The 26651-nt window shown below is 64.3% G+C and carries 24 protein-coding genes and 1 pseudogene; 13 read left to right on the top strand and 12 right to left on the bottom strand.

The window, feature by feature from the left end:
• Positions 1-5 precede the first annotated feature (5 nt).
• Complete coding sequence (locus AB0N72_RS08420) at positions 6-266, top strand: GlsB/YeaQ/YmgE family stress response membrane protein (RefSeq protein WP_363934855.1); 261 nt, start codon at positions 6-8, stop codon at positions 264-266.
• A 171-nt stretch (positions 267-437) separates the two neighbouring features.
• Positions 438-1661, top strand: a complete 1224-nt coding sequence (locus AB0N72_RS08415; RefSeq protein ID WP_363934853.1) for a hypothetical protein — start codon at positions 438-440, stop codon at positions 1659-1661.
• On the opposite strand, the pseudogene AB0N72_RS08410 reads toward AB0N72_RS08415, so the two are convergent.
• Positions 1658-2173: pseudogene (locus AB0N72_RS08410) on the bottom strand (ZIP family zinc transporter); the annotation flags it as partial. The gene AB0N72_RS08415 and the pseudogene AB0N72_RS08410 overlap by 4 nt on opposite strands.
• A 182-nt stretch (positions 2174-2355) precedes the next feature.
• Between AB0N72_RS08410 and AB0N72_RS08405 the strand changes: the two are divergent.
• The 3 genes from AB0N72_RS08405 (at position 2356) to AB0N72_RS08395 (ending at position 4308) form a co-directional block, all read left to right on the top strand.
• Positions 2356-2964 (top strand): TasA family protein, encoded by a 609-nt coding sequence (locus AB0N72_RS08405; protein WP_363931008.1) that lies wholly within the window; start codon positions 2356-2358, stop codon positions 2962-2964.
• A 125-nt stretch (positions 2965-3089) separates the two neighbouring features.
• The gene (locus AB0N72_RS08400) at positions 3090-3896 is read left to right on the top strand and encodes a signal peptidase I (protein ID WP_363934877.1); all 807 of its coding nucleotides are present in this window, start codon (positions 3090-3092) and stop codon (positions 3894-3896) included.
• Complete coding sequence (locus tag AB0N72_RS08395) at positions 3889-4308, top strand: Hpt domain-containing protein (protein WP_363934875.1); 420 nt, start codon at positions 3889-3891, stop codon at positions 4306-4308. The genes AB0N72_RS08400 and AB0N72_RS08395 overlap by 8 nt, the downstream gene beginning before the upstream one ends.
• Here AB0N72_RS08395 and AB0N72_RS08390 read toward each other — a convergent pair.
• Positions 4305-5588, bottom strand: coding sequence for an aromatic acid/H+ symport family MFS transporter (locus AB0N72_RS08390; RefSeq protein WP_363934878.1), 1284 nt, complete (start codon positions 5586-5588; stop codon positions 4305-4307). The genes AB0N72_RS08395 and AB0N72_RS08390 overlap by 4 nt on opposite strands.
• A gap of 198 nt (positions 5589-5786) precedes the next feature.
• Between AB0N72_RS08390 and AB0N72_RS08385 the strand changes: the two genes are divergently transcribed.
• Both AB0N72_RS08385 and AB0N72_RS08380 read left to right on the top strand, forming a co-directional pair.
• Positions 5787-6560, top strand: coding sequence for an IclR family transcriptional regulator (locus AB0N72_RS08385; RefSeq protein ID WP_363934874.1), 774 nt, complete (start codon positions 5787-5789; stop codon positions 6558-6560).
• A gap of 84 nt (positions 6561-6644) precedes the next feature.
• Positions 6645-7832: a 4-hydroxybenzoate 3-monooxygenase gene (locus AB0N72_RS08380; RefSeq protein ID WP_363934872.1), complete on the top strand. Its 1188-nt coding sequence runs from the start codon at positions 6645-6647 to the stop codon at positions 7830-7832.
• Between the two features lie 237 nt (positions 7833-8069).
• On the opposite strand, the gene AB0N72_RS08375 is transcribed toward AB0N72_RS08380, so the two are convergent.
• The 4 genes from AB0N72_RS08375 to AB0N72_RS08360 form a co-directional block, all read right to left on the bottom strand.
• On the bottom strand, positions 8070-9902 hold the full coding sequence (locus AB0N72_RS08375; protein WP_364081243.1) for a DUF222 domain-containing protein: 1833 nt from the start codon (positions 9900-9902) through the stop codon (positions 8070-8072).
• Between the two features lie 262 nt (positions 9903-10164).
• A complete protein-coding gene (locus AB0N72_RS08370; protein WP_363934443.1) occupies positions 10165-11025 on the bottom strand; it encodes a class II glutamine amidotransferase in 861 nt (286 codons plus the stop codon).
• Positions 11026-11049: 24 nt separating this feature from the next.
• Positions 11050-12450, bottom strand: a complete 1401-nt coding sequence (locus AB0N72_RS08365; protein WP_363934441.1) for a glutamate decarboxylase — start codon at positions 12448-12450, stop codon at positions 11050-11052.
• Between the two features lie 56 nt (positions 12451-12506).
• Positions 12507-12788 (bottom strand): hypothetical protein, encoded by a 282-nt coding sequence (locus tag AB0N72_RS08360; protein WP_363934439.1) that lies wholly within the window; start codon positions 12786-12788, stop codon positions 12507-12509.
• 268 nt (positions 12789-13056) lie between these two features.
• Here AB0N72_RS08360 and AB0N72_RS08355 point away from each other — a divergent pair, with 268 nt between their 5' ends.
• Positions 13057-13899, top strand: a complete 843-nt coding sequence (locus tag AB0N72_RS08355; RefSeq protein ID WP_363934438.1) for a PRC and DUF2382 domain-containing protein — start codon at positions 13057-13059, stop codon at positions 13897-13899.
• Between the two features lie 368 nt (positions 13900-14267).
• Here AB0N72_RS08355 and AB0N72_RS08350 read toward each other — a convergent pair whose 3' ends face one another.
• Positions 14268-16118: a glycoside hydrolase family 15 protein gene (locus tag AB0N72_RS08350; protein ID WP_363934436.1), complete on the bottom strand. Its 1851-nt coding sequence runs from the start codon at positions 16116-16118 to the stop codon at positions 14268-14270.
• Between the two features lie 103 nt (positions 16119-16221).
• Here AB0N72_RS08350 and AB0N72_RS08345 point away from each other — a divergent pair, with 103 nt between their 5' ends.
• The 3 genes from AB0N72_RS08345 to AB0N72_RS08335 all read left to right on the top strand — a co-directional run bounded on the left by AB0N72_RS08345 (position 16222) and on the right by AB0N72_RS08335 (position 17852).
• Positions 16222-17118 (top strand): SDR family oxidoreductase, encoded by an 897-nt coding sequence (locus AB0N72_RS08345; protein ID WP_363934435.1) that lies wholly within the window; start codon positions 16222-16224, stop codon positions 17116-17118.
• Between the two features lie 97 nt (positions 17119-17215).
• Entirely contained in the window at positions 17216-17446 is a 231-nt protein-coding gene (locus AB0N72_RS08340; RefSeq protein WP_363934433.1) for a DUF6458 family protein, read from the top strand.
• A 112-nt stretch (positions 17447-17558) separates the two neighbouring features.
• Positions 17559-17852 (top strand): hypothetical protein, encoded by a 294-nt coding sequence (locus AB0N72_RS08335; RefSeq protein ID WP_363934432.1) that lies wholly within the window; start codon positions 17559-17561, stop codon positions 17850-17852.
• 54 nt (positions 17853-17906) lie between these two features.
• Here AB0N72_RS08335 and AB0N72_RS08330 read toward each other — a convergent pair whose 3' ends face one another.
• The 4 genes from AB0N72_RS08330 to AB0N72_RS08315 form a co-directional block, all read right to left on the bottom strand.
• Positions 17907-18500, bottom strand: coding sequence for a histidine phosphatase family protein (locus tag AB0N72_RS08330; protein WP_363934430.1), 594 nt, complete (start codon positions 18498-18500; stop codon positions 17907-17909).
• 99 nt (positions 18501-18599) lie between these two features.
• Positions 18600-20219, bottom strand: coding sequence for an amidohydrolase (locus tag AB0N72_RS08325; protein ID WP_363934428.1), 1620 nt, complete (start codon positions 20217-20219; stop codon positions 18600-18602).
• Entirely contained in the window at positions 20216-21433 is a 1218-nt protein-coding gene (locus tag AB0N72_RS08320) for a serine hydrolase (protein ID WP_363934426.1), read from the bottom strand. Before AB0N72_RS08320 ends, AB0N72_RS08325 begins: the two co-directional genes overlap by 4 nt.
• A complete protein-coding gene (locus AB0N72_RS08315) occupies positions 21430-22887 on the bottom strand; it encodes a cytosine permease (protein ID WP_363934425.1) in 1458 nt (485 codons plus the stop codon). Before AB0N72_RS08315 ends, AB0N72_RS08320 begins: the two co-directional genes overlap by 4 nt.
• A gap of 111 nt (positions 22888-22998) precedes the next feature.
• On the opposite strand from AB0N72_RS08315, the gene AB0N72_RS08310 reads away from it, so the two are divergent.
• Positions 22999-23640, top strand: coding sequence for a TetR family transcriptional regulator (locus AB0N72_RS08310; RefSeq protein ID WP_363934423.1), 642 nt, complete (start codon positions 22999-23001; stop codon positions 23638-23640).
• 241 nt (positions 23641-23881) lie between these two features.
• Positions 23882-25390 (top strand): protein kinase, encoded by a 1509-nt coding sequence (locus tag AB0N72_RS08305; RefSeq protein WP_363934421.1) that lies wholly within the window; start codon positions 23882-23884, stop codon positions 25388-25390.
• Between the two features lie 15 nt (positions 25391-25405).
• On the opposite strand, the gene AB0N72_RS08300 is transcribed toward AB0N72_RS08305, so the two are convergent.
• Positions 25406-26635 carry a GAF domain-containing sensor histidine kinase gene (locus tag AB0N72_RS08300; RefSeq protein WP_363934420.1) on the bottom strand — a complete coding sequence of 410 codons (1230 nt, stop codon included), beginning with the start codon at positions 26633-26635 and terminating at the stop codon, positions 25406-25408.
• Positions 26636-26651 lie beyond the last annotated feature (16 nt).

Genomic DNA, 26651 nt, shown 5'->3' with positions numbered 1-26651 from the left:
GAAAAATGGGCATCATCGGTTGGATCGTTTTGGGCTTGATCGCAGGAGCCATCGCCAAGGCCATTAAGCCCGGCCGGCAGGGTGGCGGCTGGATCGCCACACTGCTGCTCGGCATCGTAGGCGCCATCCTGGGCGGTTGGATCGGCAGCGCGCTGTTCAACGTCGGCATCAACGAGTTCTGGTCGATTTCCACGTGGCTCCTTGCCATCGGCGGCGCCCTGCTGGTCCTCATCATCTGGGGACTGCTGACCCGCAAGAAGGCCTAGGCTCCCTGAAGGCCCCGACCCCGTGGATATCGCCACGGGGTCGGGGCCTTTTTTGCGTTGAGGGGTGGGCTTTGCGGTCACAATTTGCCCGTACAGCGGCGACTGCGGACGGGATGGACGGTTCCGCTACGCTGCTCGAAGCCACCACACACCGTATGCCAAGGGCAACCAATGACGCACTCTTCAGCTACCACGTCCGCCACCGCCGCGCCGCCCCAAGGTGCACCGGTGTACAGCGCCACGGGTACGGCCTTGGGGGCATTTGGGATGGCGGCAGCGGTGGGCCTGCTGTCCTTGCTGCTGCACGCCCTTGCGCAGCGTGGGCCCGGGCTTGGACCGGCCTTCGACGACTGGCCCGGCGACGCCAATGACTCTCCACTGTCCGGCCTCCGGTGGTTCCTCGGCGACATGACGGAGCCCTTGTTCTACAAGGCGGATCTGGCCGCGCTGGGATTGCTCACCGGTGCCGCAGCGGCCTGGCAGCTTGGGCGCGGCGGCAAGAGGTGGGCAGGATCGCTTGCTTACGGTACCGGTCTTTGGCCGTGGGTGCTGGCGTCCGCGTCGCTGAGCCTGCTGCTGTCCAACCTGGCGTTCGGATGGATGCTCGACGACGGCTGGCAGCCGACGTTCGTGCCTTTCGTTTGTGCCGCCCCCGCAATGGTCTTCCTCTACGGCGCAGGCTGGCGAACCTGCGTCACAGGGGCCGTCCTGGGAGCAGCCACCGTGACACCGTTGGCATTGCTTTTCATCGCTGTGGTGTCTTCCCCGATGGGCCTGCCGCCGGTGGTGGGCAGTGTCCTGGCAATGGCACTTGGATCTGCTGCCACTTTCTCGATTGCCCGGCACCTGCCATGGCTTGTCCTGCGGAAGGCGGACCCGACCACGGGAGGCAACTTCCCGGCGTCGGGCGCTCATCAGACCGTCCTCAATGACGCTGTCCGGGCCGCGCGCCGGGTGCTCAAGGACTTCACAGAAACGCACTTCTTCGCCAACGAACTGGCCAGCTTGGGCCTGATCCTCGGCGTGTCGGTGGCGTTTGTGATGAATCCCGGGTGGCCGGCGTACGGTTCGGCCCTGCTTCCGCACATCCTGTTTGCGCAGGCCCTGACATCAGCTGTTGGAGTCGTGCTCTGGCGGCGTTGGTACCGCGAGGAAGGATGGGCGGCCACGTACGCATCCGTGGTTTCGGTCGCGCCCGCTGCCGTCCTCGCGTCGGGAGGTTCCTGGACGGGGATCATCGGCGGGGCAGTGCTGGGAGCCGTCTTGGCGCCACCCCTGGCCCGCGCCATCTCCACGCGGCTGCCGGCCGGCTTCCACCCCGTGATCGGCAATACCGCCGCCATGGCACTTTCGACGGCGATTGCCCTCCCCGTGCTTGGGCTACTGAACCACTAACCTCCGATGTGGTGGATGGTGAAGGCGCTGAGGAAGCCGACGGCGGCAGTCAGGCCGGTGAGGTTGTGGTGCTCTTCGAAGGCCTCCGGGATCATGGTGTCGGCGAGCATGGCCAGGATGCCTCCGGCGGCACTGGCGGTGATGAAGGCGATGATAGATTCCGGCGCGTTTTCCAAGGCCGTGAAGCCGACGAATGCCGCAACACCGCTGAAAACCGCAATTCCCACCCACGTGCCAAAGACGTAGGCCGGGCTGCGACCTGATTTCTTCATTCCGGCCGTGCTGGAAAGACCTTCCGGAACGTTGGAGATGAAAACGGCGGCGAGCATGGCCGGGCTGACGGCTCCGTCCGCCAAGAGTCCGACGCCGAGCACCACCGATTCGGGGATGCCGTCAATGAGTGCGCCTACCGCAATGGCCGTGCCGCTGCCGGGTGAGTCCTTTTCCGAGGGCTGGGGTCCGCTGGAGCGCTTGCGATGCTTGGCGCCGGCGCGCGCCAGAAGGATGTTGGAACGAGTGTTTCACATGGTGCCTGTGGTGCTGAGGTGATCTTGAGGTTTTCCTGAGGAAGTGTTGTGGGTTTGCAGGATTTGTTCTTGATCCAGGCCCGGCAAAGTAATTCCTGTCAGCCAGGAAGGCTGGAACAACAGGCCGGCCGGTCTTACGGTGGCCACACGAAAGGACACTGATCCCCATGGCCATCAGCCTCAAGACCACCTCCGGCAAAATCCTCGCCTCCGTCGCACTGGTCGGCACCGCAGCCGCCGTCGCCGGCATGGGAACCTACGGCGCGTTCACCTCCTCCACCTCCGCCTCACAAGCAGTCACCGCAGGCACCGTCACCATCGCCCTGGGCGCCCCCGGACCGGCCAACACCCTCAACGTCCCCATCGCAGGACTGCTCCCCGGTGACAAGGTTGAAAAGCTCGTCACCCTGGCCAACACGGGCAACTCGGACCTGAACAACGTCACCCTCACCACCTCCGCCGGGGCCACCGCCTCCCTGCTCACCACCGACGCCACCAACGGCCTGCAGCTGACCATCGAAAACTGCTCCGTGGCCTGGACCGGCGCCGCAGCGCCCTACACCTGCGGCGGAACCAAGACCACCGTCCTGGCCTCAGCCCCGGTCATCGCAGCGAACAAGGTCCTGAACAACCTCACCTCCGTGACCTCCGCCAAGACCGACAACCTCAAAGTCACCACCGCGTTCCCCACCACCGCGGACAACACCTTCCAAGGCGCAACCTCCACCATCGCCTTCGCCTTCACCGGCACCCAACGCACCGAAACCACCAAGTAAGACCACCCCAACCCCGCCGGGCCTGGTCGGGCGCCCCCCTGCCCGATCAGGTCCGCCGGTACAGCAACCACTGACTGTTTTCCCCACTGACTGATCTCCCCACTGATTGAAAGGAACGCCAGGACATGAGCACCATCGAGGCCCTCAACGGAACAGCACTCCATGGCCGGCGTTCCGCTGCGAACACCGCGGCCTCCGAGACCATCCCCACGAAAGGGATCACCACGTCCGTGGACGCAACGATCACCAGCGCCGACGCTGTCCTGACCGCCGCCACCGCCGTCGTGAACGACGCCGTCGTCGACAACGACGCCGTGGTGACCACCGCCGTCGAAACCCGAAGCGAAGCCGCAGCCCCCAAAAGCGCTTTCCATCGAATTGCCGGCGTGGTCGCAAAAGTGATTGCTGTGGGCCTGCTGGTTCTGGGCGCCTTGGTGTTCCTGTTCCTGGCGGTCGGACCGCGCGTCCTGGGCTACCAGACCTCCACCATGCTGACCGGTTCCATGTCGCCGCTGATCAACCCGGGTGACGTGGTGGTGACCGTTCCGACGCCGATCGAGGACGTCAAAGTGGGCGACATCATCACCTATCACATCCCCGTGGAGGACCAGCGGGTGGAAACCCACCGCATCGTCGAAATCACCACCACGGCAGACGGCGGCGTGGCCGTGCAGACCAAGGGCGACGCGAACAACGGCATCGATCCCTGGATCGCCACTCTTCAAGGCAAAACGGTGGACAAGCAGGTTATGACCATTCCCCAGATGGGCAACGCGATCCGGGCACTCCGCGAACCGATGGTTCTGAACACCCTGATGTACGGCGCTCCGGCCATCCTGGTGATCGGAATGCTCGCCTCCATCTGGACCAAAAACCCCAGCAAGTCGGCCCCTGAAGGCGCTGCACAGACCCTGGCAGCAAGCGGTGAGTGACCGGGCGGCACCCCACCCGGAGTCAAGTCCGCTGGAACCGTGCAAGCTGCAGGCGCTGGCCGAGGAGTTGGGAGACTCCCAGCCGGCGCTGCGTTTTCTCTCTACCTACCTGACCATGTTGCCCGGACGGTTCCTCAGGATTTCCAACGGCCTTTGCCGCCACGACCTCGACGCCAGCATGGACGCTGTGCTAAGCCTCAAAATCTCCTCGGCCATGGTGGGTGCAGTGGAAACGGAATCGCAGTGCCGGGCCATCGAGATGATGATCCGGGAAGACCACTTCGACTCTGCGGTTGAGGCACTTCCGGAATTGAGGAAGTCCACTGATCGCTGCTTCGCCGCGGGGCCGCAACTGCTGGGAACGGCCAGGGAATCCCTCTGCCAAAGTCCCCGCAACCCAAAGACTGGCTAGCGGTCAGCCATCACGGATTCTTCGGCGTTCCTGACCTTTTGCGGGACCAGGAACAGGGCCGCGACAGCCAAGACACCGGCGGCGGCAAAGACGTAGAAGCCCGCCGGATATGCGATATTGGCTGCGACCAATGTTCCTGTCACCGCAGGTCCGACGATTGCGCCCAACCGGCCCACGCCGGCGGCGAATCCAAGGGCAGTTCCACGGAGCCGCGACGGGAACAGTTGGCTCACCCACGCGTACACAAGGACCTGTGAGCTGAAGACAAAAATGCCCGTCACGAACACGGCGGCATTGAGCAGGAACTCGTTTTGGATCTTGACGCTCAGGATTGCCAGGAACACCGCCGACAACCCGAACCACATCAGGACGATCTTCTTGGTCCCGTGCTTGTCGGCCAGGACTCCAGCCAGGAACAGCCCAGCAACAGCCCCAAGGTTCAGGACAAGAAGCAGCGTCAGGCCAGTGCTGACCGGGTATCCGGCGGCCGCCATCAGCTGGGGGAGCCACGTGTTGAGGCCATAAACCAGGAGCAATCCCATGAATGACGCCACGCCGATTCCCAGTGCCACCACCGGATACGGCTTTTGGAGCAGGTCGCGGAAGCCGGTCTTGGCGGTGGTGCCGCGGGCGGTATCGGAGGTGACGTTGGTGGAACGCCCGACGGCGGTGGCCGGCTTGGGTGCCCCGCCCGGCTGGGAAGTGGCTGCTTCGGGCAGCGACTCCGGCAGCTTCGCCCACAGGAATGGCAGGAGCACCAGCCCGGCAAGGCCACCAATGATGAACATGAGGCGCCAATTCGGCACGATGATGATGGCCAGCAGCGCCGTGGCAACTGCGCCAACGTGGTATCCGGTCATGGTCCGGGTGGTGGACTTTCCCGCCGTGCCTGCCGGTGCGTAGTCGTTCATGTATGCCAGAGCTGCCGGCAAGCACGCGCCCAGGCCGAGGCCGGCCAGGAGGCGCAACACCGAGAACACCGCCACGTTGGGCGCGGAGGCCACTCCGATGGTGAAGAGCGAGAAGCCTGCCACGCAGGCGATGAGGAGCTTGCGGCGGCCGAACTTGTCCGAAAGCGGCGCAATGAAGAGTGCACCCAGTCCGACACCTACCAGCGAGATGGTGGCAGCGAAGGTGGCGCCTACGGCGTCAAAGCCGAGTTCTCCGGTCTTGATCAGTGTTGGTATGACGGTCCCGAGGACCACCAGGTCGAAACCGTCCAGGACCATGGCCAGCCAACAAAGCCACACGGGCCATTGGGAGCGGCGGGCAGATGACATCGTTGGCATAGCGTCCTCGTTGCTAGGTGCCGGTCACATGAACGACCGGTCAGTTACGAGAGTTGTATCACCGCTCCTTGTAACGTGGCACACGTTCTACCATTGAATGGAATCTGAGGTCATCACGCAGGCGGTCCTGTTGCTGTATCTCTATCTCACGCGTCCTCATGGCGCGTCTTCCCGAAAGTGGTGAACCCCGTGGCCAACTCCGCATCCGGCGACTCCGTGGTGGAACGGGTAGTCCGGGTCATCGCCGCGTTCCCTGAGGGCGTGAGCTCGCTGCAGTTGACCGAGCTCGCTGAGAGGGCCGGCCTTCCCCTGTCCTCCGCCCACCGGCTGGTCCGGCAGCTTTCGGAGCAAGGGCTGCTGGACCTTGGCGCGGGCGGGACGGTGCGTCTTGGGCTGCGTTTATGGGAACTGGTCAACCGCAATTCACCGACGTTGGCCCTGCGCCAAGCCGCGATGCCGTTCATGGAGGACATCCAGCAGGTCCTGAACCAGAACGTGAATTTGGCTGTGCTCGAAGGCTGGGAAGCGTTGTTCGTCGAGCGTCTTTCCCGGCGCGGTTCGGTGGCCAACCGGGCCAGGGTCGCAGGGCGGATGCCCGTCCATATTTCTTCCGCCGGGCTTGCCCTCATGTCGAACCAGCCCCGCGAGCTGCAGGCGCAGTACCTCAAGCAGTTCCGGGACCCGGCGGGAAAAGTAACCGCCGACGTCGTCCGTCACCTCCTTGCCGAAGCCGCCCAGCAAGGGTACGCGCAGCTGGCGGGCGTGGTGGATCCGGATACGTGGGGGATTGCAGTACCGGTGATGGACAGCAAGCGCCGGACGGTGGCGGCACTCGGCGTGGTTGTTCCTCTGGCCGAGATGCGGCTCCAGGCCCTGGTTCCGGCTCTCCAGACGGCGGCTCGGGGTATCGGACGCCAGCTGGGGGACACGAAGCAAGGATTCCGTTCAATGGAAGACATGTAACGCCACTCACTCCGTCTGGACCACACTGAGTCCAGACTCATCCCGGCCATTCAAAGCCCGGGATCCGCAACGAAGCGAGGAAACATGGCACGCACACCCATCACCACCCAAGTAGCCATTATGGGCGGGGGCCCCGCAGGCCTCATGCTGTCCCACTTGTTGGCCAAACAGGGAATCGACTCCGTGGTGGTTGAGATCCGCAGCCGCAAGGACATCCAGGAGACGGTCCGTGCGGGGATTCTGGAGCACGGTACCGTGAATCTGTTGGTCGACTCGGGTGTGTCCGACCGCGTGCTGCGTGAAGGCGACCGCCACGACGGCATCGAACTGCGCTTCAACGGCGAAAGCCACCGCATCAACTTCAAGGAACTCGTTGGTGAATCTGTGTGGTTGTACCCGCAGACCGACGTTTTCACGGACCTCGCCGCACGCCGGGAGGCCGACGGCGGCGACGTCCGGTACAGCGTCTCGGAGACCACGGTCCATGATCTCGAAGGCAAGCCCAAGGTCTGGTTCACGGATTCGGAGGGCCAGGAGTTCGAGATCCAGGCCGATTTCCTCGTGGGGGCCGACGGGTCGCGCAGTCACTGCCGCTTCCAGATCCCGGAAGCCAACCGCAAGTGGTACTTCCACGAGTACCCCTTCGCTTGGTTCGGCATCCTGGCCGAAGCGCCGCGCAGCGCGGATGAGCTGATCTACGCCAACTCCAAAGATGGCTTCGCCCTGATCAGCCAGCGCACCGAGACGGTTCAACGCATGTACTTCCAGTGCGACCCCAAAGAGAACGTGGCCGACTGGGATGACGAACGTATCTGGTCCGAGTTCCGCAAGCGCGTCAACGGCAACGGCTTTGAGCTCAAGGAAGGCCCGGTCCTGGAAAAGATGGTCTTGCCCTTCCGCAGCTTTGTTCACACACCTATGCGCCACGGCAACCTCTTCCTCGCCGGCGACGCAGCGCACACGGTCCCGCCGACAGGGGCGAAGGGCCTCAACCTGGCCATCCACGACGTCAAGGTACTTTTCGAGGGGCTGGACTCCTTCTATTCCAACGGCTCCACGGCGCTCTTGGACTCCTACAGTGATCGTGCTTTGGACCGCGTCTGGAAGGCCCAGCACTTTTCCTACTGGATGACGTCCATGCTGCACACTGTGCCGGGAGCCGACGACTTCGACCGCGCCCGCCAACTCGGCGAGCTGCACTCAGTGGTCACGTCCGAGCATGCGAAGGCGTACCTGGCGGAGTCGTACACGGGCTGGCCAACCTCGCGTTGATTCTGGAGGGGCGGCGTTAGGCTCCCCCGGCTGGGGATGCTTTGGAGCAAAGGGGGCCTCCACCGGTCAGTGAGTTGTGCCCCGCGTTGGACATGGTTTATCGCCATGCGCCGAACGTTGTGCTGCCGCGCGCCGCGCGGCCCCGTCGTAGTGCCTGGCGCGCCCGTTCGGCTGCCTCGCGAGCGTTCTTTTGCCTCCCTGTCATCACCGGTTCCATCTTCGGTCCGGGATGCTTTTCTATGTTCTGAGTGGTGTGTGGTGGTGGTTGCGTCGTGGTGTTTGGTGGGGGTCGATGTGGGGTGGGGGTGTGAACCAGGGGACGCCGGTTTGGATGGTGATGCGCCATTGTTCTTTGTGGATGAGGTGGTGGTGGTGTGAGCAGAGGAGGACGCCGTTGTTGGTTCCTGTGGTGCCGCCGTGTGTCCAGTAGGTGATGTGGTGGGCTTCGCACCAGGGTGCGGGCATGGTGCAGTCGGGGAAGGCGCAGCCGCCGTCGCGGGCGGTGAGGGCTTTGCGGATGTGGGGTGGGAAGATCCGGGTGCTGCGGCCGATGTCGAGTATTTGGGAGTCGGTGCCGAGCAGGACGGGGAGGATCTCGGCGTCGCAGGCTATTTTGCGGATGGTGTTCGGGTGCATGGGCCCGGTGAAGGTCGCTGTCCCGGTGCTGGTACCCGCGCCTGTGCTGGTGCTGGTGCCGGTGAGTTGTTGGAAGAGTTCGTGGTGGGCGATGGTGATGGTGAGTTGGGGTCGGAGTCCGCCGTTGGTGGGTAGTTTCCCGGTGGTCATGGCCAGGGTGCAGGCTCCGACGAGTCCGTCGAGGAGTTTCTGGGCCCGGCAGCGCCGGTCCAGCTCCGGCTCCGGACCGGTCGAGTTCCCTGCATCCGTTGCCGGTTCGGTTGCAGTGCCCTGAACCGTGACGGCCGCGCCTGTGGAACCGGTTTGGGTGCCTGGGGCGTCGGTCCCAAAGGTGCCTGGGGTGCTGGTGCCTGGGGTGGTGGTGAGGCGGGGGTTGGTGGCGACGTTCATGGCGGTGGCGAGGATTTCGTATTGTTCAGCGGTGGCGAAGATTTCCAGGTGGTGCAGTCCGTGGCGGCGTCGGCGGCGGAGGAACGCGCCTTGGACGTGGCGGAGGGCTTCTTCGGTGGGTTCGGGGCCGTCGTGGTCGATGTAGTCGGTCCAGCGTCGGGCCATGGTGGTGAGGAAGTCGGGGTCGGACTGTGCGGCGGTGGTGGTCAGGGCGTGTTCCATGCCGGTGAGGGTGTCCTGGTCGGTGAAGTGCTGGGCTTTGTCCAGGGCAGTGCTGATGATCGTGGCGGAGCGGGACGAGACCTGCCCGGTGTGGACTGCGGTGGCGAGTTCTTCGCGTCGTGCGGGGATGTCCTGCCCGGTGGGTCCAGTGCTGGTGAGCAGGACGGGGGCGAGGGCGAGCCTGCGCCGGGCTTCACCGATACCGATACGCAACCGGGCCCGCAGGAACTCCGCCGCGTTCCGGTACCCATCATCCAAGACACTGCCAGCGGCGTCTTCCGTCTGGACTGCATCCGTGTGGGCCCGCTCCGTCCTGGCGGGGTCTGTTGAGGCTGCGGCTTCCGCAGCAGCCTGGGTTCCAGCAGGTTCGGTCCACCCTGTTCGCCACTCCTGCGCGCCCGAGGGCCTTGCTTGCCGGGTATGCGCCTCGGTCCGGGTCCGTTCCACCGCTTGGGCTGCGACGATCTGGACGTATTCCACGCACCGGGAAATCTCCTCGACCCTGCCGGCGAAGTCCGCGGCCTCCGCGGCCTCCGCGAACCCGAACAACCGGGCATCGGCCGCGGCCGAATCCCGTAGCCCGGCCAAGGCTTCGAGAGCATCATCAAGAAAAGAACCCACCTCAAAGACGGAACCCACCTCAAAGACGGAGCCGGGAACCGTTTCGGCGACGACATAGGCATTTGGGTCAGGGTGACCGGGCGGTATGCGTGAGCCGCCCAGCAGAGCCCTACTTGGCGCCCGGCCATCAAGCCGGCCCGACCTCAGCGCTCCTCCAGGAAACACCGTTCCCGGTTCCATGAGTTGCCCAGCTCCATCCATGAATCAACCCTGTCACGGGGGCAAAAAGGCGATAAGCCCGGAATCACCGTATGTGGACAACCTGACGAATGTGGATAACCGCCCCCTGCCGCGCCGCCGCCCTAAGCCCCATGGAACCGTCGGCTGCCCGCCTGCCCGCCTGCCCGCCTGCCGCCTGCCTGCCTGCCCGCCTGAGCCCCATGGAACCGCAGCCCCAACCCACGACGGCGGCAGGTCGCCGTCGGGCGTCGCTTGCGTACGGCGCGTATGGGGGTAGAGGTGGTTACGACGCCTGCGAGGCCGCTGCTGCCGGTTTGAGGTCGGCGAGGGTGAGCGGGTAGGCGGGGCCATCCGGAAAGGTAACCGTCGAGGTCACCACCAGGTCCGGTCCGACATGCACCGGCTCACCGGACGCCATGGGCCGCCAGTCGGGGTTCTGGTCCATGGGCTCGGTGGCGAAGAGTACGTGCGGGGACCTGGAGAGCTCGGCGCTGCGGGAGCGGATGCGCGCGCTTCGGGCGTCCAGTGGGCTGGGTTCGGTGACCGGACGCCGTTCGAGCATGTACAGATCGTGCGTCGCCGGGTACCTGAGCGCCCACATGTGGGTTGCCGTCGTCAGTATGAAATTGAGGCTGAACACCGGCAGGTGCTCGGCGATCCAGCTGACGGCGGCCACAATGCCCGCATGTACGTTCCCGTCCGCAGCCCGTGTCTCAGCTGTGATGAGGGCGAAGAGACGCTCGCTGTCCGACTGCCCAAGCACCAGGTCCATGGCGTTCAGCTCAACGAGGCGTCGATCAAGTTTCTCCAGGCCGCGGAGTACCCCGTTGTGGGCAAAGAGCCGGCCGTCCTGCTCGAAGGGGTGCGTATTGACCATGGTGAGGGCGCCCGTGCTGGCGTACCGAACGTGCGCCAGGAAGGTGGTGCTCTTCAGGTCGCGGGCTTCGCGGGCGAAGGCATGGTCCTCCCATGCTGCCAAAGGCTGTTTAGCCACGTGTGGCTTGCCCGCTGTATCAAACGTCCCGATTCCTGCCCCGTCGGGCTCCCGCCGGCTTTGGACCGAAAGGCTGTCCGGAGCGTTCAAAAGCCAGAATGTTGCCCGCACGGGTTGGGCACCGGCATGCAGCCCGAAAAGACGGCACATGGGAAAGCCTCCTTGTCAGGCTTGTCAGTGGTGGAAGCCTTCAGCCTGCTTGTCCGTGGGCATCGGCGATGTGAGGCTGTCCAAGTAGTCCACCGCCTTGGTGAGGTCGGCCAGGAAGCTGGAAGCGAGGTCGCGGGTGAATCCGTTCCGGACAACGATTCTCTGGACGGTGACCCCACCCAGTCCATCGGGCAAGGGGTAGGCAGGCACCAGCCAACCGTTCATGCGCAGGCGTTCGGAAAGGTGGTGGAGGTTCCAGTGGTCGGTGTAACCCTCCGTGAGTTGCCAGGCGAAAACGGGAATGTCGGAACCGTCGCTCCAGAGAGTGAAAGCCTCCATGGCTCCGATCTCGCTGGAGAGGTACAGCGCCACATCGCGTGAGGTTGCCTGAACGGCCCTGTACCCGGCAAAGCCGAGTCGCAGGAAAAGGTAGTACTGCAGGAGTACCTGGGCGCCGGGCCGGGAAAAGTTCAGGGCGAACGTGGGCATGTCTCCACCCAGGTAGCTGACGTGGAAGATCAGGTCCTCCGGGAGCGCGTCTGCGTCACGCCACACCACCCAGCCCAGGCCGGGGTAAACGAGGCCGTATTTGTGTCCGGAAGTGTTGATCGAGGCGACGCGGGGAAGCCTGAAATCCCATACCGTTTCGGGCTGCAGGAACGGGGCCACCATCGCGCCCGAAGCGCCGTCAACATGGATGGGGATGTCCAGGCCGCGGCGAACCTGGATCTCATCCAACGCCTCCGAGATGAGCTGTACAGGCTCGTAGCTCCCGGTGTAGGTGACGCCGAGGATGGCGACGACGCCGATCGTGTTTTCGTCGACGTACTGGTCCAGGTCGTGGCCGTCCAGTGTGGGATGTTCGGCAGAAACCGGAACGAAGCGGGGCTCAACTTCCCAGTAATTGCAGAACTTTTCCCAGCACACCTGAACCGCTGAGCTCAGGACGAGGTTGGGTTTGTCCGTTGGCTTGCCGGCCTCGCGGCGGGCGTGTTGCCATCGACGCTTCAATGCCAAGCCACCCAGCATGCACGCTTCGGAGGATCCGATGGTGGACGTGCCGATGCTTTTCGCGGGATCGGGCGAGTTCCACAAGTCGGCGAGCATCCGCCAGCAGCGTGTTTCGATGAGTGCTGTTTGGGGGTACTCGTCCTTGTCGATCATGTTCTTGTCGAAAGTCTCGGCGTACAGCGTGGATGCTTCCGTTTCCATCCACGTCCCAACGAAGGTCGCCAGGTTGAGCCTGGAGTTGCCGTCCAGCATCGCTTCGTCGTGGACAACTTGGTAGGCCGTGGCCGGGAGGGATTCGCCGTCCGGAAGGGTGAACCGCGGAAAAATGGTGGATTCTCCGGGCCTGCTGAACAGGGGATTGAGTTCGACGGCGGTGTCCGGTTCGTGGTGGGACGTGCGGTGGGATCTGCTCATGGGCCAGCTCCTTGGCTTCGTTCGCTCGCGGTGGGGCAACTCGTCTCCGCCTCACGCTACCCGCCCGGAAGCTGCTCCGGAATCTCCATCTGGAACCCGCATTGATCGCAGTGCAGCACCCTTGTGTTGAGGTAGGCCTCCAGATCGGCGTCCACGGGCCGGCCGTTGGAACCAGCCAGCCGCATGTGTTGCCTGCCGGCGCCTGTGTGCATGGGAGCACCGCAATGGAGATGTTGTGTCCCCGATTGCGCGGGGCCTGGCGGGTTTATGGACCGGGGAAGGACATGTGCGACGTCGGTTGCGGTCGCCGTGCGGGGGTGGGTTGGGTGCACAGTCATGGTTGATCCTGTGTCAAAGGGAGAATGAATACCTTTTGGCACAAGTAATTTCTCCGTATTCGAGCCTATGGGCCAAGACGGGCCGTGGCAAGGGCAGGGATCTTTTCTGAAGAGGGCTTGCCAAATAAACACTAAGCATGCTTATGGTATTGGTGTTCCTTAGAGCTGGCGGGTTGAAGTTTCCCCGTTGCAGCGACCGGAAACCATGCCTGGTGATGCAGCCCGCTTGGCGATCCACAGAAGAGAACCGCATTCCAAGGAGACAGACATGCTCGCGAGGGAAAACATCGACCGTTTGATGAACCTGAACGGAAACGTCCGCACCACAGAAGGTGACAAGGTTGGTTCCATCGGCACGTTCTACACCGATGACGAGACTGGTGAACCCACTTGGGTCACTGTCAAGACAGGGCTTTTCGGCAGCTCGGAATCGTTCATTCCGCTGAGGGAAGCCTCTGTGGAGGGCGACGACGTGGTTGTCCCCTTCAGCAAGGACCACATCAAGGATGCCCCGCGCGTTGCCGAGGACGGCCACCTTGATCCCGGCGAGGAAAGCCGCCTCTACAACCACTACGGGCTGGAAGGCGGCTACGGCGACAGCGGCCAGGACGGCTACTCCCGCGGCACGGACTACAGCGGCACGGACTACAGCGGCACCGCCGGAACCAGTGGCACCACCGGCACCACCGGCACCACCGGCACGGCAGCCACCACGGGCACTGACCGGGATGACGCGGCCATGACCCGCTCGGAAGAGCGGCTGAACGTGGGCACGGAGAAGCAGGCCACCGGCCGGGCACGCCTGCGCAAATACATCACCACGGAAAACGTCACGACCACTGTCCCCGTGGAGCGCGAGGAAGTCCGCCTGGAGCGCGAACCCATCACTGATGCGAACGCGGGCGACGCCATGTCCGGTCCGGACCTCACCGAGAGCGAGCACGAAGTCACCCTTCACGAGGAACGTCCGGTAGTGGAGAAGGAGACCGTCCCGGTCGAGCGCGTACGCCTCGAAAAGGAGACGGTCAGGGACGACGTCCGAGTAGAGGACGAGGTACGCAAGGAGCACATCGAGACGGAAGGCACCGGCACGGACCAGACCCGTCGCTGACCCGCATCAGGTGCGGTTGGCGTCCGACGGCGGCAGGTCGCCGTCGGACGCCAACCCACCGGCGCGCGCTGGAACCGCCGCCCGGCAGCAAGCCCCCGCCCGGCAGCAAGCCGCCGCCCGGCAAACCCCGCAAGCCGCCATTGACCCGCCGCCCGCCAAGCAATTGCCGCTATCGCAAAGTCAGCGACGATGGGACGATTTCCATATGGGCGAACAAGAGAACCATCAGCCCGCTGAGCCGGCAGGCGTTGCGTCAGAGGATGCGGGAGCACCAACCACCCAACAGATGCGGACCGTCGGGCAACGCAGGCGCGAAGCCGAACGCAAGCTGGACATTCATCTGGAGGAAGCGCGCCACAAGGGCGAAGCTACTGAAGACGGGGATCATTCCGAAGGGTAGGGCCACCCGAGGGGCCGGCGCTGCCGAAGGGAGTGTCGCTCTTGCGGGCTTCCCCATGATGCAGCTGTAAAGCACTGTGGATGAGCGGAAAATGGCTGAATGCCTGGGGCGTGTTCCCCAGTTGCCGCTGCATGCGTGGATCCCACTCCTCGCTTAGCAGGCCTACGTCGTTGCGCAGGCTGAGCAGCCGCTCGAAGAGTTCCGTAGCTTCGTTGGTGCGTCCGAGGCCCAGCAAAGCGTCTACCAGCCAGAAGGAACAGGCCAGGAAGACGCCTTCGTCGCCGGGCAGCCCGTCGTGGCCGGACTGGGTCCGGTACCTGAGAACCAGGCCGTCGTCAGTAAGGCCCTTCTGGATGGCCTCTACTGTCCCGGCAACGCGCGGATGCCGGTGCGGCAGGAAGCCGACGCGGGGAATGAGCAGCAGGCTCGCGTCCAGTTCCTTGCTGCCGTAGGACTGCACAAAGCTGTTGAGGTCTTCGTCGTAGCCCTTGGTCATTACGTCGTTGTGGATTTCCGCGCGGAGTGCCGCCCAGCGGTCATGGGGGCCGGGAAGCCCGGAAGTCTGCACGGCCTTGACCATGCGGTCGGCAGCGACCCAGGCCATGACCTTGGAATGGGTAAAGTGCCGGCGCGGTCCGCGCATCTCCCACAGTCCGTTGTCAGGCTGGTTCCAGGCCCCCTCGAGGTACTCCATCAACGCCACCTGGATGTCCCAGGAATTGTCCACGGTGCCGTCGGGGGCGGCTGCCCGGGTCAGCGAAAGTCCGTCCAGGACTTCACCCCAGACGTCCAGCTGCAGTTGCGGCGCGGCTGCGTTTCCAGTGCGGACGGGCGCGGACCCTTCGTAACCTGACAACCAGGGGATGCTTGCCTCAGGAAGCCTGCGGGCGCCGTCGAGTCCGTAGACGATCTGAAGTTGCGAGGGGTCGCCGGCGATGGCCCGGAGCAGCCAGTCCCGCCAGGCCGAAGCCTCTTCCGTGTATCCGGCAGCGAGAAGTGATTGCAGGGTCAGCGTGGCGTCCCGCAGCCAGCAGAACCGGTAATCCCAGTTCCTGGGGCCGCCGATCTGCTCGGGCAGCGACGTTGTGGCGGCGGCCACGATGCCTCCCGTGGGCTCATACGTGAGGGCCTTGAGGGTGATTAGTGACCTCTCCACCGGCTCCTTGTACTTCCCGGTAATCTTGCTGCGGCCAATCCACTCGAGCCAATACGACTCAGTGGCATTGAGTGCCCGCAGGGGGTCGATGCGCCGGGGTTCCCGCTCATGGCTCGGAGCCCAGCGCAGGACGAAGGGGACGCGGTCTCCTGCGCGGACCGTGAAGTCACTGTAGGTCCGGTTGTCCCGTCCCACGAGCGGGGCATGGGTGGTGACGTAGGCGGAATCAGGACCGGCCACCGCGCTGATGCCATGCTTGCTGTGCCGCACCCACGGCACCACGCTGCCGTAGTCGAAGCGCAGGACCAGTTCCATGTGCATGTCCACTTCACCGGACACGCCCTCGACGATCCGCACAAGGTCCACGGCGTCGTCGCGGACCGGCATGAAGTCGATCACCTTCACTGAGCCGCCGTCCACTTCCCACACGGTTTCCAGGATGAGGGTGTCTTCGCGGTACTGGCGGCGGGTGCAGTTGCCGCCGTCGGGAGTGCCGGCGGGTGCCAGGAGCCACCGCCCTGCATCGGGCTTGTGCAGCAACGCCGCGAAGCACGCCGGCGAGTCGAACCTCGGCAGGCACATCCAGTCTATGGACCCGCTCAGCCCGACCAGTGCCGCAGTGTTCAGGTCCCCAATGATTGCGTAGTCCTCGATCCTGGCCATGGAACAGATCCTAGTCTGCGTCCCCGGGAAGACGGCCCAGGTCTGGCCTCGCTCTCCGCAGCGTGCTACCACTGACGTAGGAACAAACCCCTGAGGAGAAGTTGTGGCCGAAGACCTGCCTGTCCTTGTTGTTGGCGCTACCGGTTTCCTGGGCGGCCAAGTGGTTGATGAGCTCATAAGCCGTGGCAAGAAAGTCCGTGCGCTGGTCCGGCCGGGTTCAAAGGCGGCCAAGCTTGAGGCCAAGGGCGTGGAGATCGCCCGAGGGGACATGTTGGACACGGCCTCGCTTATCGCGGCCATGACGGGCGTTTCCGCAGCCATCTCGACGGCGGCCGGCTATACCCGCAATGACAAGAACGCCAAGATGATCGACAGTTACGGCAACAGCAACCTTGCCGTTGCCGCCAAGTACGCTGCCGTCCCGCGTTTCGTGCTGATCAGCATCCTCACATGCGACCAGACACCCCAGATACCGCATTTTTGGAACAAGAAGCTGGCTGAGGACAAATTCGAGGAACTCGGTGTCCCGTTCGTCGCCCTGAGGCCCGGCGCCTTTTTTGACCAAGCCGTGGGGATGGGTGGCGATCCTTTCGCGAAGGGCCGGTTCGTATGGCTGGGTTCGAAGGAAGCGCGGCTGACGTTTGTCCTGGCGAGCGACCTCGCCGCATACCTGGCGGCCGCTGTTGATGCCGACGTTGTGGACGGCGAGCGCATTGACATCGGATGGACGCGGCCAGTGACCATGCAGGAAGCGGCCGAGCTTGCGGGCAGGCGGGCCGGGAAGCCGGTCAAGGTGATGTCCGTGCCTGCAGGTGCGATTGCCGGGCTCGGCAAGGTCACTTCCAAGGTCCTTCCCTTGGTGGGGGACATGGCCAGTATGGTTGCCTGGTTCGAGACCGGGAAGTATGTTGCCGACACTGCCCGCCAGGAGGAGGTATTCGGACCCGTCCCTACCCCGGAGGATGCCATCGGCCGGGTTGCCGCGCGGTACGGCCACTAGCTTCGACACCCCCCGCATGGCTGGCAGAAGTGATTAATCATAAGTATCCTGATGACACGCATCCGGCTATAAGCCGGAGAAACATGAGGAGCACGTTATGAGAATCGGTTCTTCCATTGCCCTGATCGCCATCGGAGCTATTCTGGCTTTCGCGCTCGCCCCCGGAATCATCCCCTTCCTTGACCAGGTCCTGGTTGGCTACATCCTGATAGCGGTGGGCATTATCGGCCTGATCGTCTCGATTGCCATGTCCAACAGGACCCGCCGCACGGTGGTGGAACGGCGGGGCGACCCGCACACTGTCGTCGAGCGGCGCCCGGAGGTCTAGCAGCCGCGGCCAACGAAAAAAGCGCACGACGGCGACCTTCCGCCGTCGTGCGCTTTCTTACCTCACGGCCGTGACGGTCGGGCCCCCACCCGCAACGGCGTAGGCTGCTGCCATGGAGCAGACATTCGAGGTCGAGTTGGTAAATCAGAACGAGTACCTGGTGCGGTGGGCCTCTGAAGGGCAGTCCGGGGAGTCCCTGGTCCACACCAATCCGGAGTTCCTGGCGGAGGCCGGACTTGACGGCTTCGAGGAGCAGCTGGTTGTTGAGGAAACCACGGGCTATCTCGCTGAACACCAACCAGTCATCGACTTCCCGCAGACCGTGGACCTGGAGGAAATTGCTGCCGCGTACACGGACTACACGGAGCAGCTGAAGGCCAGGCTCCAAGCCAGGAACCAGGGATAATTGGCTGGCGGGCCTGCTTAAGGAAGCCGGGAGGCTCGTCCCGGTGGGCCGTGTTCAGGCCTGAACGTCTGCGGTGATGCGCTCGCCGTTGAAGTACTCAAGCTGCCAGCCGTCAGTCGGGTGATGGTGGGCGAGGTTCAACACCGCGTTCTGGACGCTGTCCAGTGTGCGGCCAATCGCGCGGCTGAGGGTTAGCCGGATCAGCGTGCCGTGCGCCACCACCAGAACCCGCTTGCCCGTGAATTCCCGCGCCAGTTCCTCCAGCGCGGCCATGCCGCGGGCAGCTGCGTCGTCGTCGCTCTCGCCACCGCGGAAGCCGCCGGGAATGCGCAGGGCCTCCAGTTCCGGACCGGCCTGCAAGCCCTCGGCCGGCCCGAAGCTGCGCTCAGTGAGGTCCGGGACGAGGCGTTCCACGGAGAGGCCCAAGCCGTCGGCGATGATCCCGGCAGTCTCTGCGGCCCGGCTCAGCGGCGAGGACACCACCGCGTCCCACTGCTGACCGGCAAGGAAGGCGACGGCGTCGCGCGCTTGGCCGCGTCCGACGTCGTTCAAGGGAATGTCCGTGGACCCCTGCAACCGGCGCTCCGCGTTCCAATCGGTCTGGCCGTGGCGGACGAGGGCGAAAGTTGTGAGGGTCATGCCTTCCATTGTGCCTTGCGGCCCGCCAGGCCGCTGTTCCTTGCGTCACGTACGGAAACGGCCGACGGCGGGAGGAGTTGTTTTCCCGACGTCGGGAGCCATGTGCAGTCAGTGCCGCGGGGCCTGGTAGACGGTCCGTCCCCCAACCACGGTTCGGACGACCTTCGCATGCAGGAGCATTGCAGGATCCTCCGCAGCCAGGACGTCCGTATCCAGGACTACGAAGTCCGCGTACAACCCGGCAGCCAACCGTCCGATGTCGTGCTCCATGCCGCACGTCCACGCCGAATCCCTGGTGGCGTGTTCAATGGACTCCGCAAGGGGAAGGGCAAAGTCTGGAACGTTCGTCCCCGCCGAGGAATCCAGCGCTGAAGCACGCGTGCTTGCCACATACATGTTGGGCAGCGGGGCGTGCGGCGAGGTGGGGGAGTCCGTGCCGAACGCCAGCCGTGCACCCGCATCCGTCATCCATGGCCACGCGAATCCGCGCTCCGTGCGTTCGTCTCCCAGCTTTGCGCACCAGTTTCCGCTGATTGCGGGATCGGCGTGCACCGGTTGCATGCTGGCCGTGATTCCCAGCGACGCGAGACGGTGGACGTCGGCCTTGTCCACCAACTCGAGGTGTTCTATCCGGTGACGACGCTCGCGGGGGCCATTCACGGCAACGGCGTGTTCAACGGCTGCGATGGCAATCCGCACGGCCTCATCCCCAATGGCGTGCATGGCAACCTTCAAGCCCGCAGCATCAGCCGCAGCAACTACAGGGGCCAGTTCCTCAAGGCTCCAGATGGGCTCGGCGTTGGAACCATCGGCGTAGGGCAGTCCTAGCGCGGCGGTGCAGCCGTCGATGGTTCCGTCCACAATCACCTTGATCCCCACCACGCGCAGGAAAGGCGTTTGATTCCCGACGGCGAGCGCAGCCGCCCGCTGCACCTGGGCGATGTTCTCCCCGGCGGACCCAGTGTTGTTGACCCGCCAGTATGCGATCAGCCGGCTGGTCAATGTGCCGTCCTTGTCTGCCCGGCTGAAGGCTTCAAGGTCGGTTTCGTTGAAGCCCATGTCGCAGGCCGTGGTCACCCCGGTTTCACGGTACGCCTGCTGGACAGCTTCGATGCTCTCTCCGTGTTGGCTCCCGCTGACCTGCGCGTCAAGGAAGGGCAGCACGATGTCGTAGAAGGCGTTTTCGTCGATATAGCCGGTGGCGTGGCCTCGGGAATCGCGCTTGATGGTGCCTCCGAGCGGGTTCTTCGTGGTGTCCGTGACTCCGAGCTCAGCCAGGGCCGCCGTGTTGACCCACACGGAGTGGAAATCGTAGGCGAAGGCGTACACGGGCTTGTCCGGGAGGACGGCGTCCAGCATTCCGGCGTCCGGCACGCCGCCCGGAATTGCGCCGTGGAGCCAGCCGGTGGCCAGGAGCCGGTCATCGTCCGGGCGCGTGGCGTGCCGTTCCTTGATCCGGTGTTGGATCTCCTCCACGGACTTGGCTCCCCAAAGGCTTACCTGGCCCAGGGCCTCTCCCGTGCCGATCACGTGGGCGTGGCCGTCGACGAATCCGGGCAGGACCAGCCTGCCGTCCAAGTCGATCCGCTCTGCGCCGGGGCTGAGACGTTCCGCTGTGGCGACGTCCCCAACGTAGAGGACACGTTCATCCTGGACCAGGAGGGCTTCTGCCCAGCGGCGGGTATCGGAGGTGAAGATGCGGGCGTTGATGTAGAGCTGGGTGGTCACGCGGCGTTTTCCTTGCTTTCTGTTCCTGTGGTGCTTGCGTCGTTCAGGGCATCGTGGTCCAGGGCTCTGCTGACATCGAGGAGCAACTGGTTCTGAAGCGTGTGCAGGTGAACACTTTCCGGTTCCGGCCAGGTGGACAACTTCACAATCACGGTATCGGTGACGGGATCGAGCCAGAGGTACTGGCCGTGGATGCCGATACCGGTGACGTTGCCACGCTCGTTTCCCGTACACCACCACTGCTTGGTGTAAGAGCCGCTGGGGTGGAGGGCGGTGAAGGAGGAATCCTTCATGGCCTTCTGGTCGCCGCCGGCCAGGATGCTGTCGACCCACTCCCCGGACACCACCCTCCCGCCTGGCCCCATGCCGCCGTCGAGCATTAACCGGCCCACCCGGGCGAGGTCGCGGGCGGTGCATGAGACCCCGCCATTCGCGAACCCGAAGCCCGCTGAATCTACCGTGATGGTGGCGTTCCGGTCGGCATCGAGCTTGGACCAGAGGTACTTGGAGAGTGCCTCTGCGTAGCGGAGACCGGTAACTCGCTCGATGACCCAGGCGAGGACGTCGGTGTTGGCCGAGCAGTACTGGAACATACCCACTGTGCCGTTGCCCGTGAGGGTGCCCAGGAAGGCGTAAGTGTACTCAGGGTCGCCGTCCCGCCGGGTCCGCCAGCCGGCGGAGCGGTCGTGGGTTTGAACCTCGGAGGTCGGGTCCCCATAGTCTTCGCTGTAATTGAGGTGGATCGCCATGTCCAGCACGTGCTGGATGGTTGGCCCGTCATAGGCGGAGCCGGCGAGCTCTGGAACGTAGTCAACCACCCCCGCGGAAGGGACGATTTCTCCGGAATCAATCAAAGCCCCGATCACCAGGCCGCACATCGACTTCGAAATGCTCATGACCAGGTGGAGGTCATCCGGGGCGAAGCCGGAACGGTAGTACTCGGCGATCACCTCGTTTCGGTGCAGGACAAGGAAGGCATCGGTGTACGTCTCCTCGAGGCGCTGTGCCAGCTCCGGCAGGCCCAGGGTGTCCAGCCGCACGGTGGGCCCGGCAGGGGCGGCGGGAAAGCGCCGGGTGATGGCCGCCGTCGGGACTATTTCGCCCAAGTGCGCGAACGTCCAACGGTTGTGTGGTCCCACCTGCCATGTGTCCAGGCTTGGTTGGCTGGGGGCGCCGGGATATCGGGCGGGATGTGGGCCGGTGGGGCTGGTCACGCGGGGACTCCTTGTGTGGCGGGTGTTTTGCCGGGGCTGCGGCGCAAAGCCGGGCTCAGCGCAATGTAGGCCCCGGCGGCGATGATGATGGACACGGGCACGGAAAGATCCAGGAAGCCCATGGCTGCTGAGACGGGGCCGGTCCACGCCGGGTTGGTGAGGAAGAGCGATGCCACGGCCGCCCCCAGGACAACTGCGAGCAAGCCGGGGATGTGCCAGCCGCCGCTGTACCAGAACCGGCTGCCGGGTTTCTCGTCGAAGAGGTCCTCGCCGTCGTAGTCGTTCTTGCGAAGTATCACATCGGTAGCGAAGACGGCCATGGTGGGTCCGGAAATGAGGACCAGCAACTGCAGCATCAGGTTGACTGCGTCCAGGAGGCTGGTGGACATGACGAGGTAGATGGTCAGTGCCGTGCCGATCGCGCCGACTACCACTGCGGACGGGATGCGGCGGATCGGCACGCCAATGGACTGGAACGCCATGCTCGCGGTGTAGGTGGTCATGCCGTTGAGGGCGATGGTGTTGATGATGACGCCCACCACGAAGATGGGTCCGAGCCAGGCCGGCAACAGGGACAGGATTGCCGATTCGATGCCAAGGTCCATGGCCGCTGCGCTGATGCCGGTGGCCAGCAAGGCACCCACGGTCGTGAAGAAGATGCAGGGCAGCGCACCGCCGAAAGCCGTGGCCGCGATGATGGATGACCTTTTTGTGGTCGCGGGGAGATAGCGGGCAAGGTCCGGGCTGTTGGTGTAGGACAGGGGAGTGGAAGCCAGAATGGCGAATCCGATGCTCATGGCAGACCACAACGCACCGCCCTCCAGAGGCGCCGGGGCCGCATAACCCCATTGCACGTGAGGCAGGACGAATGCGGTGACGAGCAGGAAGACGGCCAGCAGCACCGAGGCGACCACGGGGTAGCTTCGCAGGATCAGGCTGTGGCCAAACACCGCCACCAGCACGGTAACCGCCGCGACGACGATCGTGACGAGTACCGGACCGACCACGGGATCCGTGAAGCCAAGCTGCGCCAGGAGCTCAGCGCCCATGAAGGAGGACGCGAGCCAGTTGAGGGCCAGGAAGACCGCGGAGATGAACCATCCGAAGAAGGCCACAACAACCCGGTTGCCTCGGATTCCGTAAATAGCCCGGGTAATCACTGAGCCGGACGTGCCTGCCGCCGGCCCGCTGGTGGCGACGATGCCCGTCAGAATCCAAGGGAGGCTGCCGGCGATGATGACGAGGATGGCTTGCCAGATCTCCAGGCCGAGCAGGATCAGGGACGCCCCAACGGTGAAGTTCAGGACGCTGACATTAGGTGCTGCCCACACAGGAAAGAGGTCGCGGGCACGGCCGTGCCTTTCGGAGGTGTCGATGAGCTCGATGCCTCGCGTTTCCGGGTGGGCAAGTGGCTCGGGGTAGGTGACCTGGTCGGTCGCAGGGGGCTGGGACAACGCTGTTCCTCTCGGCAAGGACCGGCTCGCAACGCTGGGAGGCCGGCCCGTTGATGCTATTGGTCAGATGACCAACGTACTATTGGTCACTAATCCAATAGACTGTTTGGCATGGTGTCAAGCCCCGAATCAACGCGGATCCGAAAATTGCCCGATGAGCGCCGTGCAGAGATCCTTGCCCAGGCAGCTTCGATCGCCCTCAGTGAGGGGCTGGAGCGGATCACCCTCCGCGCCGTCGCTGACCGCCTGGGTGTCCGTCCCGGTTTGATCAGCCACTACTACCCGGCCGCGGAGGACCTGGTGATCGCCGCGTTTGTGCTGGCAGTATCGGAGGAGCGGGAGGAGTTGTTTCCCGACGACGGCACGCCACTGGAGCGCATGGCCCACCTCATTTCCCGCATAGAGGGCGATGGTGCCGCGCAGCTGTCCAGGTTGTGGCTGAATGCGCGGCACCTGTGCAGGTTTACGCCGGCCTTGGCGGAGGCGCTCCAAGCCCAGGAATATTTGGACAGATCCCGCCTGGTTGCCCTGATAGATGACGGCGTGGCGGCCGGCGAGTTTACTGCCCAGGACTCCTTTGCGGCGTGCGTCCGGATCCTCGTGGCCATCGATGGGGTAGGCGCTTACGTGAACAACGTGGGGTCCTTCGAGGAGGAGGCCTATACCAGGTTTGTTACGGACGTCGCTGAATGGTCGCTCGGTGTTCCCGCGGGAAAGCTCCGGGCGGCCGTTGATCGGTTGTGCCAGCGCTGACGCAACACCCTGATGCGGCGTCTTATGAAGTTCCCCATTGTCCTTCCGGCGGTTTAATCAGTATCCTGATGACTTATCTGGTGAAACCGGATGATGCTGTTTGAGCTGAATTGCTCAAGCCGCCAAGGCTGAAGCAAAGGGCCACGCGGCTACGTGAAATGTGATTGACGGCATTACTTGGTACCGGCGGACAGTTCTTTGGTCCGTGGCGCGCCAGGTAGTCCCAAAGGACGTGACAACCGTGGGCTACAACCGAAAAACCGTGGGCGCAGGTGCCCCCGCTTCCGTGGATGGCGCGGAAACCGGCGCCGCCTTGGACGGCCGCTACCAGCTGGGACCCCTTCTGGGAAGGGGTGCGATGTCGGCTGTCTACCGGGCGACCGACCTGGTGCTCGGCCGTGATGTGGCCGTCAAAATCTTCATGCCCGGTTCCGGCGACGACTCTTTCCGGGCCCGCCAGGAAACCGAGATGCGCCTCCTCGCTGCTTTCGACCACCCTGGGTTGGTGGCAGCTTTCGACGCGGGCGTGGACACGCGCAATGACGAGGAACGCGCCTACCTGGTGATGGAACTGGCCGAAGGCCGGGATCTGCGTGCCGTCCTGAGCGAAGGCCCTCTCACGGTTCCGGAAACAGCCCGGATCGGCATCATGATCGCCGGAGCCTTGTCCCAAGTCCACGAACACGGCGTCATCCACCGCGACATCAAACCGGCCAACATTTTGGTGTCCGACGGCGATGGGCTGGCACAGTCGGTAAAGCTGGCGGACTTCGGGGTGGCGTTGGTGATGAACGACAACCGCCTCACCGCTACAGGATTTACTGTGGGTACCGCCCAGTACCTCAGCCCGGAGCAGGCCCAAGGACTGCACCTGTCGCCCAAGAGCGACATCTACTCACTGGGACTCGTGCTCCTGGAATGCCTGACAGGCCGTGCCGAGTATCCGGGCACGCCCATGGAAACCGCGTCAGCACGGCTTCACAGGTCACCGCAGGTTCCGCTGGAACTTCCCGCGCCGCTGCGCTCGCTTTTGGAAGCGATGACGGACATGGATCCCGAAAAGCGTCCCGCGGCCCTCGAGGTGGAACGGGCACTTTCAGAAGAGGGCGTCCAGTCTGGGCGCAGGACTGCGATCCTTCCTCCCGTGCCGCAGCGGATGCCGCTTGGGGCCGCGGCGGCCGGGACGGCGGCAGCACGGACGACGAGGGCCCGGACGCCCGGCGTCGGCGGCAACACTGTCTTGCCCACTGCCAGGCGTACGCCGGCTATCCGCCCGCGGACCCGGAAACCGGCGACGATCACCGGCATCCGCGACTTCAGCAAAAGGCGGCCCAAGACGGCGCGTGGCGTAGCAGCCGCGGCCGTGGCCATTCCTCTTGCCCTGCTGGTTCTTTCCCAGGGACTCTCCTCGGCCGGTAATGCCACCGATCCCTCCCAGCCTTCCAACAACGGCGTATCCCATGCCGATCCGCAGCCCGCATCGCCGGTCCTCCCGACGCCAGCGGCTTCGTCGCCAGAGATCGCACCCGTGGAAGCTGTCAACCTTCCTGAGGCGCCTGCGCCGGAGCAAGTGCCGACGCCGATAGTCCAGAACATCCCGGTTCAGAACGTTCCCGTTCAGAACATCCCCGTCCAGACCCAACCCGTTCTGCCCCCGGCCGATGTGAAGGGTCCGGGCGCCCCCAAGTCAAAGGACGACGGCAAGGGAGCGAAGAAGCCGGAGAAGAGCCAGGACAAAGCCGGGAAGTAGCGTTCGGCTGAACCACTACGTCCCGGCGGGGAAGCTCACTGCGATGGTGGTGCCGCCGCCGGGAGTTTCGGCGAGGCTGAGGTCGCCGCCGTGGGCCTTCGCGATGCTGCTGCACGTGGCGAGTCCCAGTCCGGAGCCAGGGCCGTCGCCTTCGCGCCGCAGCCGCACCAAGGGTTCCAGCACTTTTTCGCGGTCCTCCGGTTTGATGCCCTTGCCGTTATCTGCCACGTAGACGGTTGCGCCGTGGTAGTTCGACACACCGCTGACGGCGACCCTGAGGTCACGCTCGGGGCTGCGGTAGTTCATGGCGTTGGACAGGAGATTCTGCAGGAGTGTCCGGAGTTGCCCCCGGTCCGCATGAACGATGATGTCCTGGACTTCCACGATGCCCTCGTTCTCAATCCCGAGATCGCGCACCACCTCTTCGGTGACCTCGCGCAGCGAGACCGGAGCCGGCTGGATACCGCCGCCAACGCGTGAGTAGCTAAGGACGTCTTCCAGCATGCCCAGCATGCGCCGTCCGCTGGCGCCGATCCGGTCAAGGTACCGTGCAGCGGGACTGTTGGGTTCGACGTCGGGATCGTCCTCCACCAGTTCCACGTACCCAAGGATGGTCGTGAGCGGGATGCGGAGGTCATGGCTCACGCGCCCGGCGAATCCCGCGAGCTTGGCGTTGCTGGCCCTGAGCTCGGAATAGGTGCGGTCCAACTGGGCAGTGCGGTGCTGAAGTTCAAGGAGTTCGACCACCTGCTTGGCCAGGACCTCCAGCATCCCTACCTGTTCCTGGCTTAGCTCCTTGGTCTTGTCCGAAAAGACGCACAGAGTTCCGGGCACAAAGCCCGATTCCGTTTGCAGCGGCACTGACGCATAGAAGCGGACTTTGCCGATTTCTCCCGTGACGAAAGGGTTGTCGGCGAAGCGTGGATCCTGGGAAGCATCCGCCACCACCGTCCGCTCGCGCGAGAGGAAGACCTTGGCGCACATGGAATCCTCACGGGAACAGACTCCGGGTTCCACTCCCCAAGCGCCGATCTGGTGCTGGTATTTGGCGCTGATGATGTTGACAACGCCGAACGGGGCGCCGCAAAGTTCCGTGGCGAGCCGCACGAGGTTTTGCAGGGCGCTCATGACGGCGGAGTTCGGCAGCAGGACGGAATCCATGGCAGGGTCGAGGCCGTATTCCTGGAGCTCCATGTCCCGGCCGAAGTCCGTGGTGAAGGACAGTCGTCCCTGAATTTCCGTCATTGAAACCAACCCCCAA

It is taken from the genome of Paenarthrobacter sp. NPDC089307, assembly GCF_040685055.1.
In the GTDB taxonomy this organism is placed as follows: domain Bacteria; phylum Actinomycetota; class Actinomycetes; order Actinomycetales; family Micrococcaceae; genus Arthrobacter.
The sequence above is the reverse complement of the archived record's forward strand: the minus strand, read 5'-3'. Positions and strand labels throughout refer to the sequence as shown.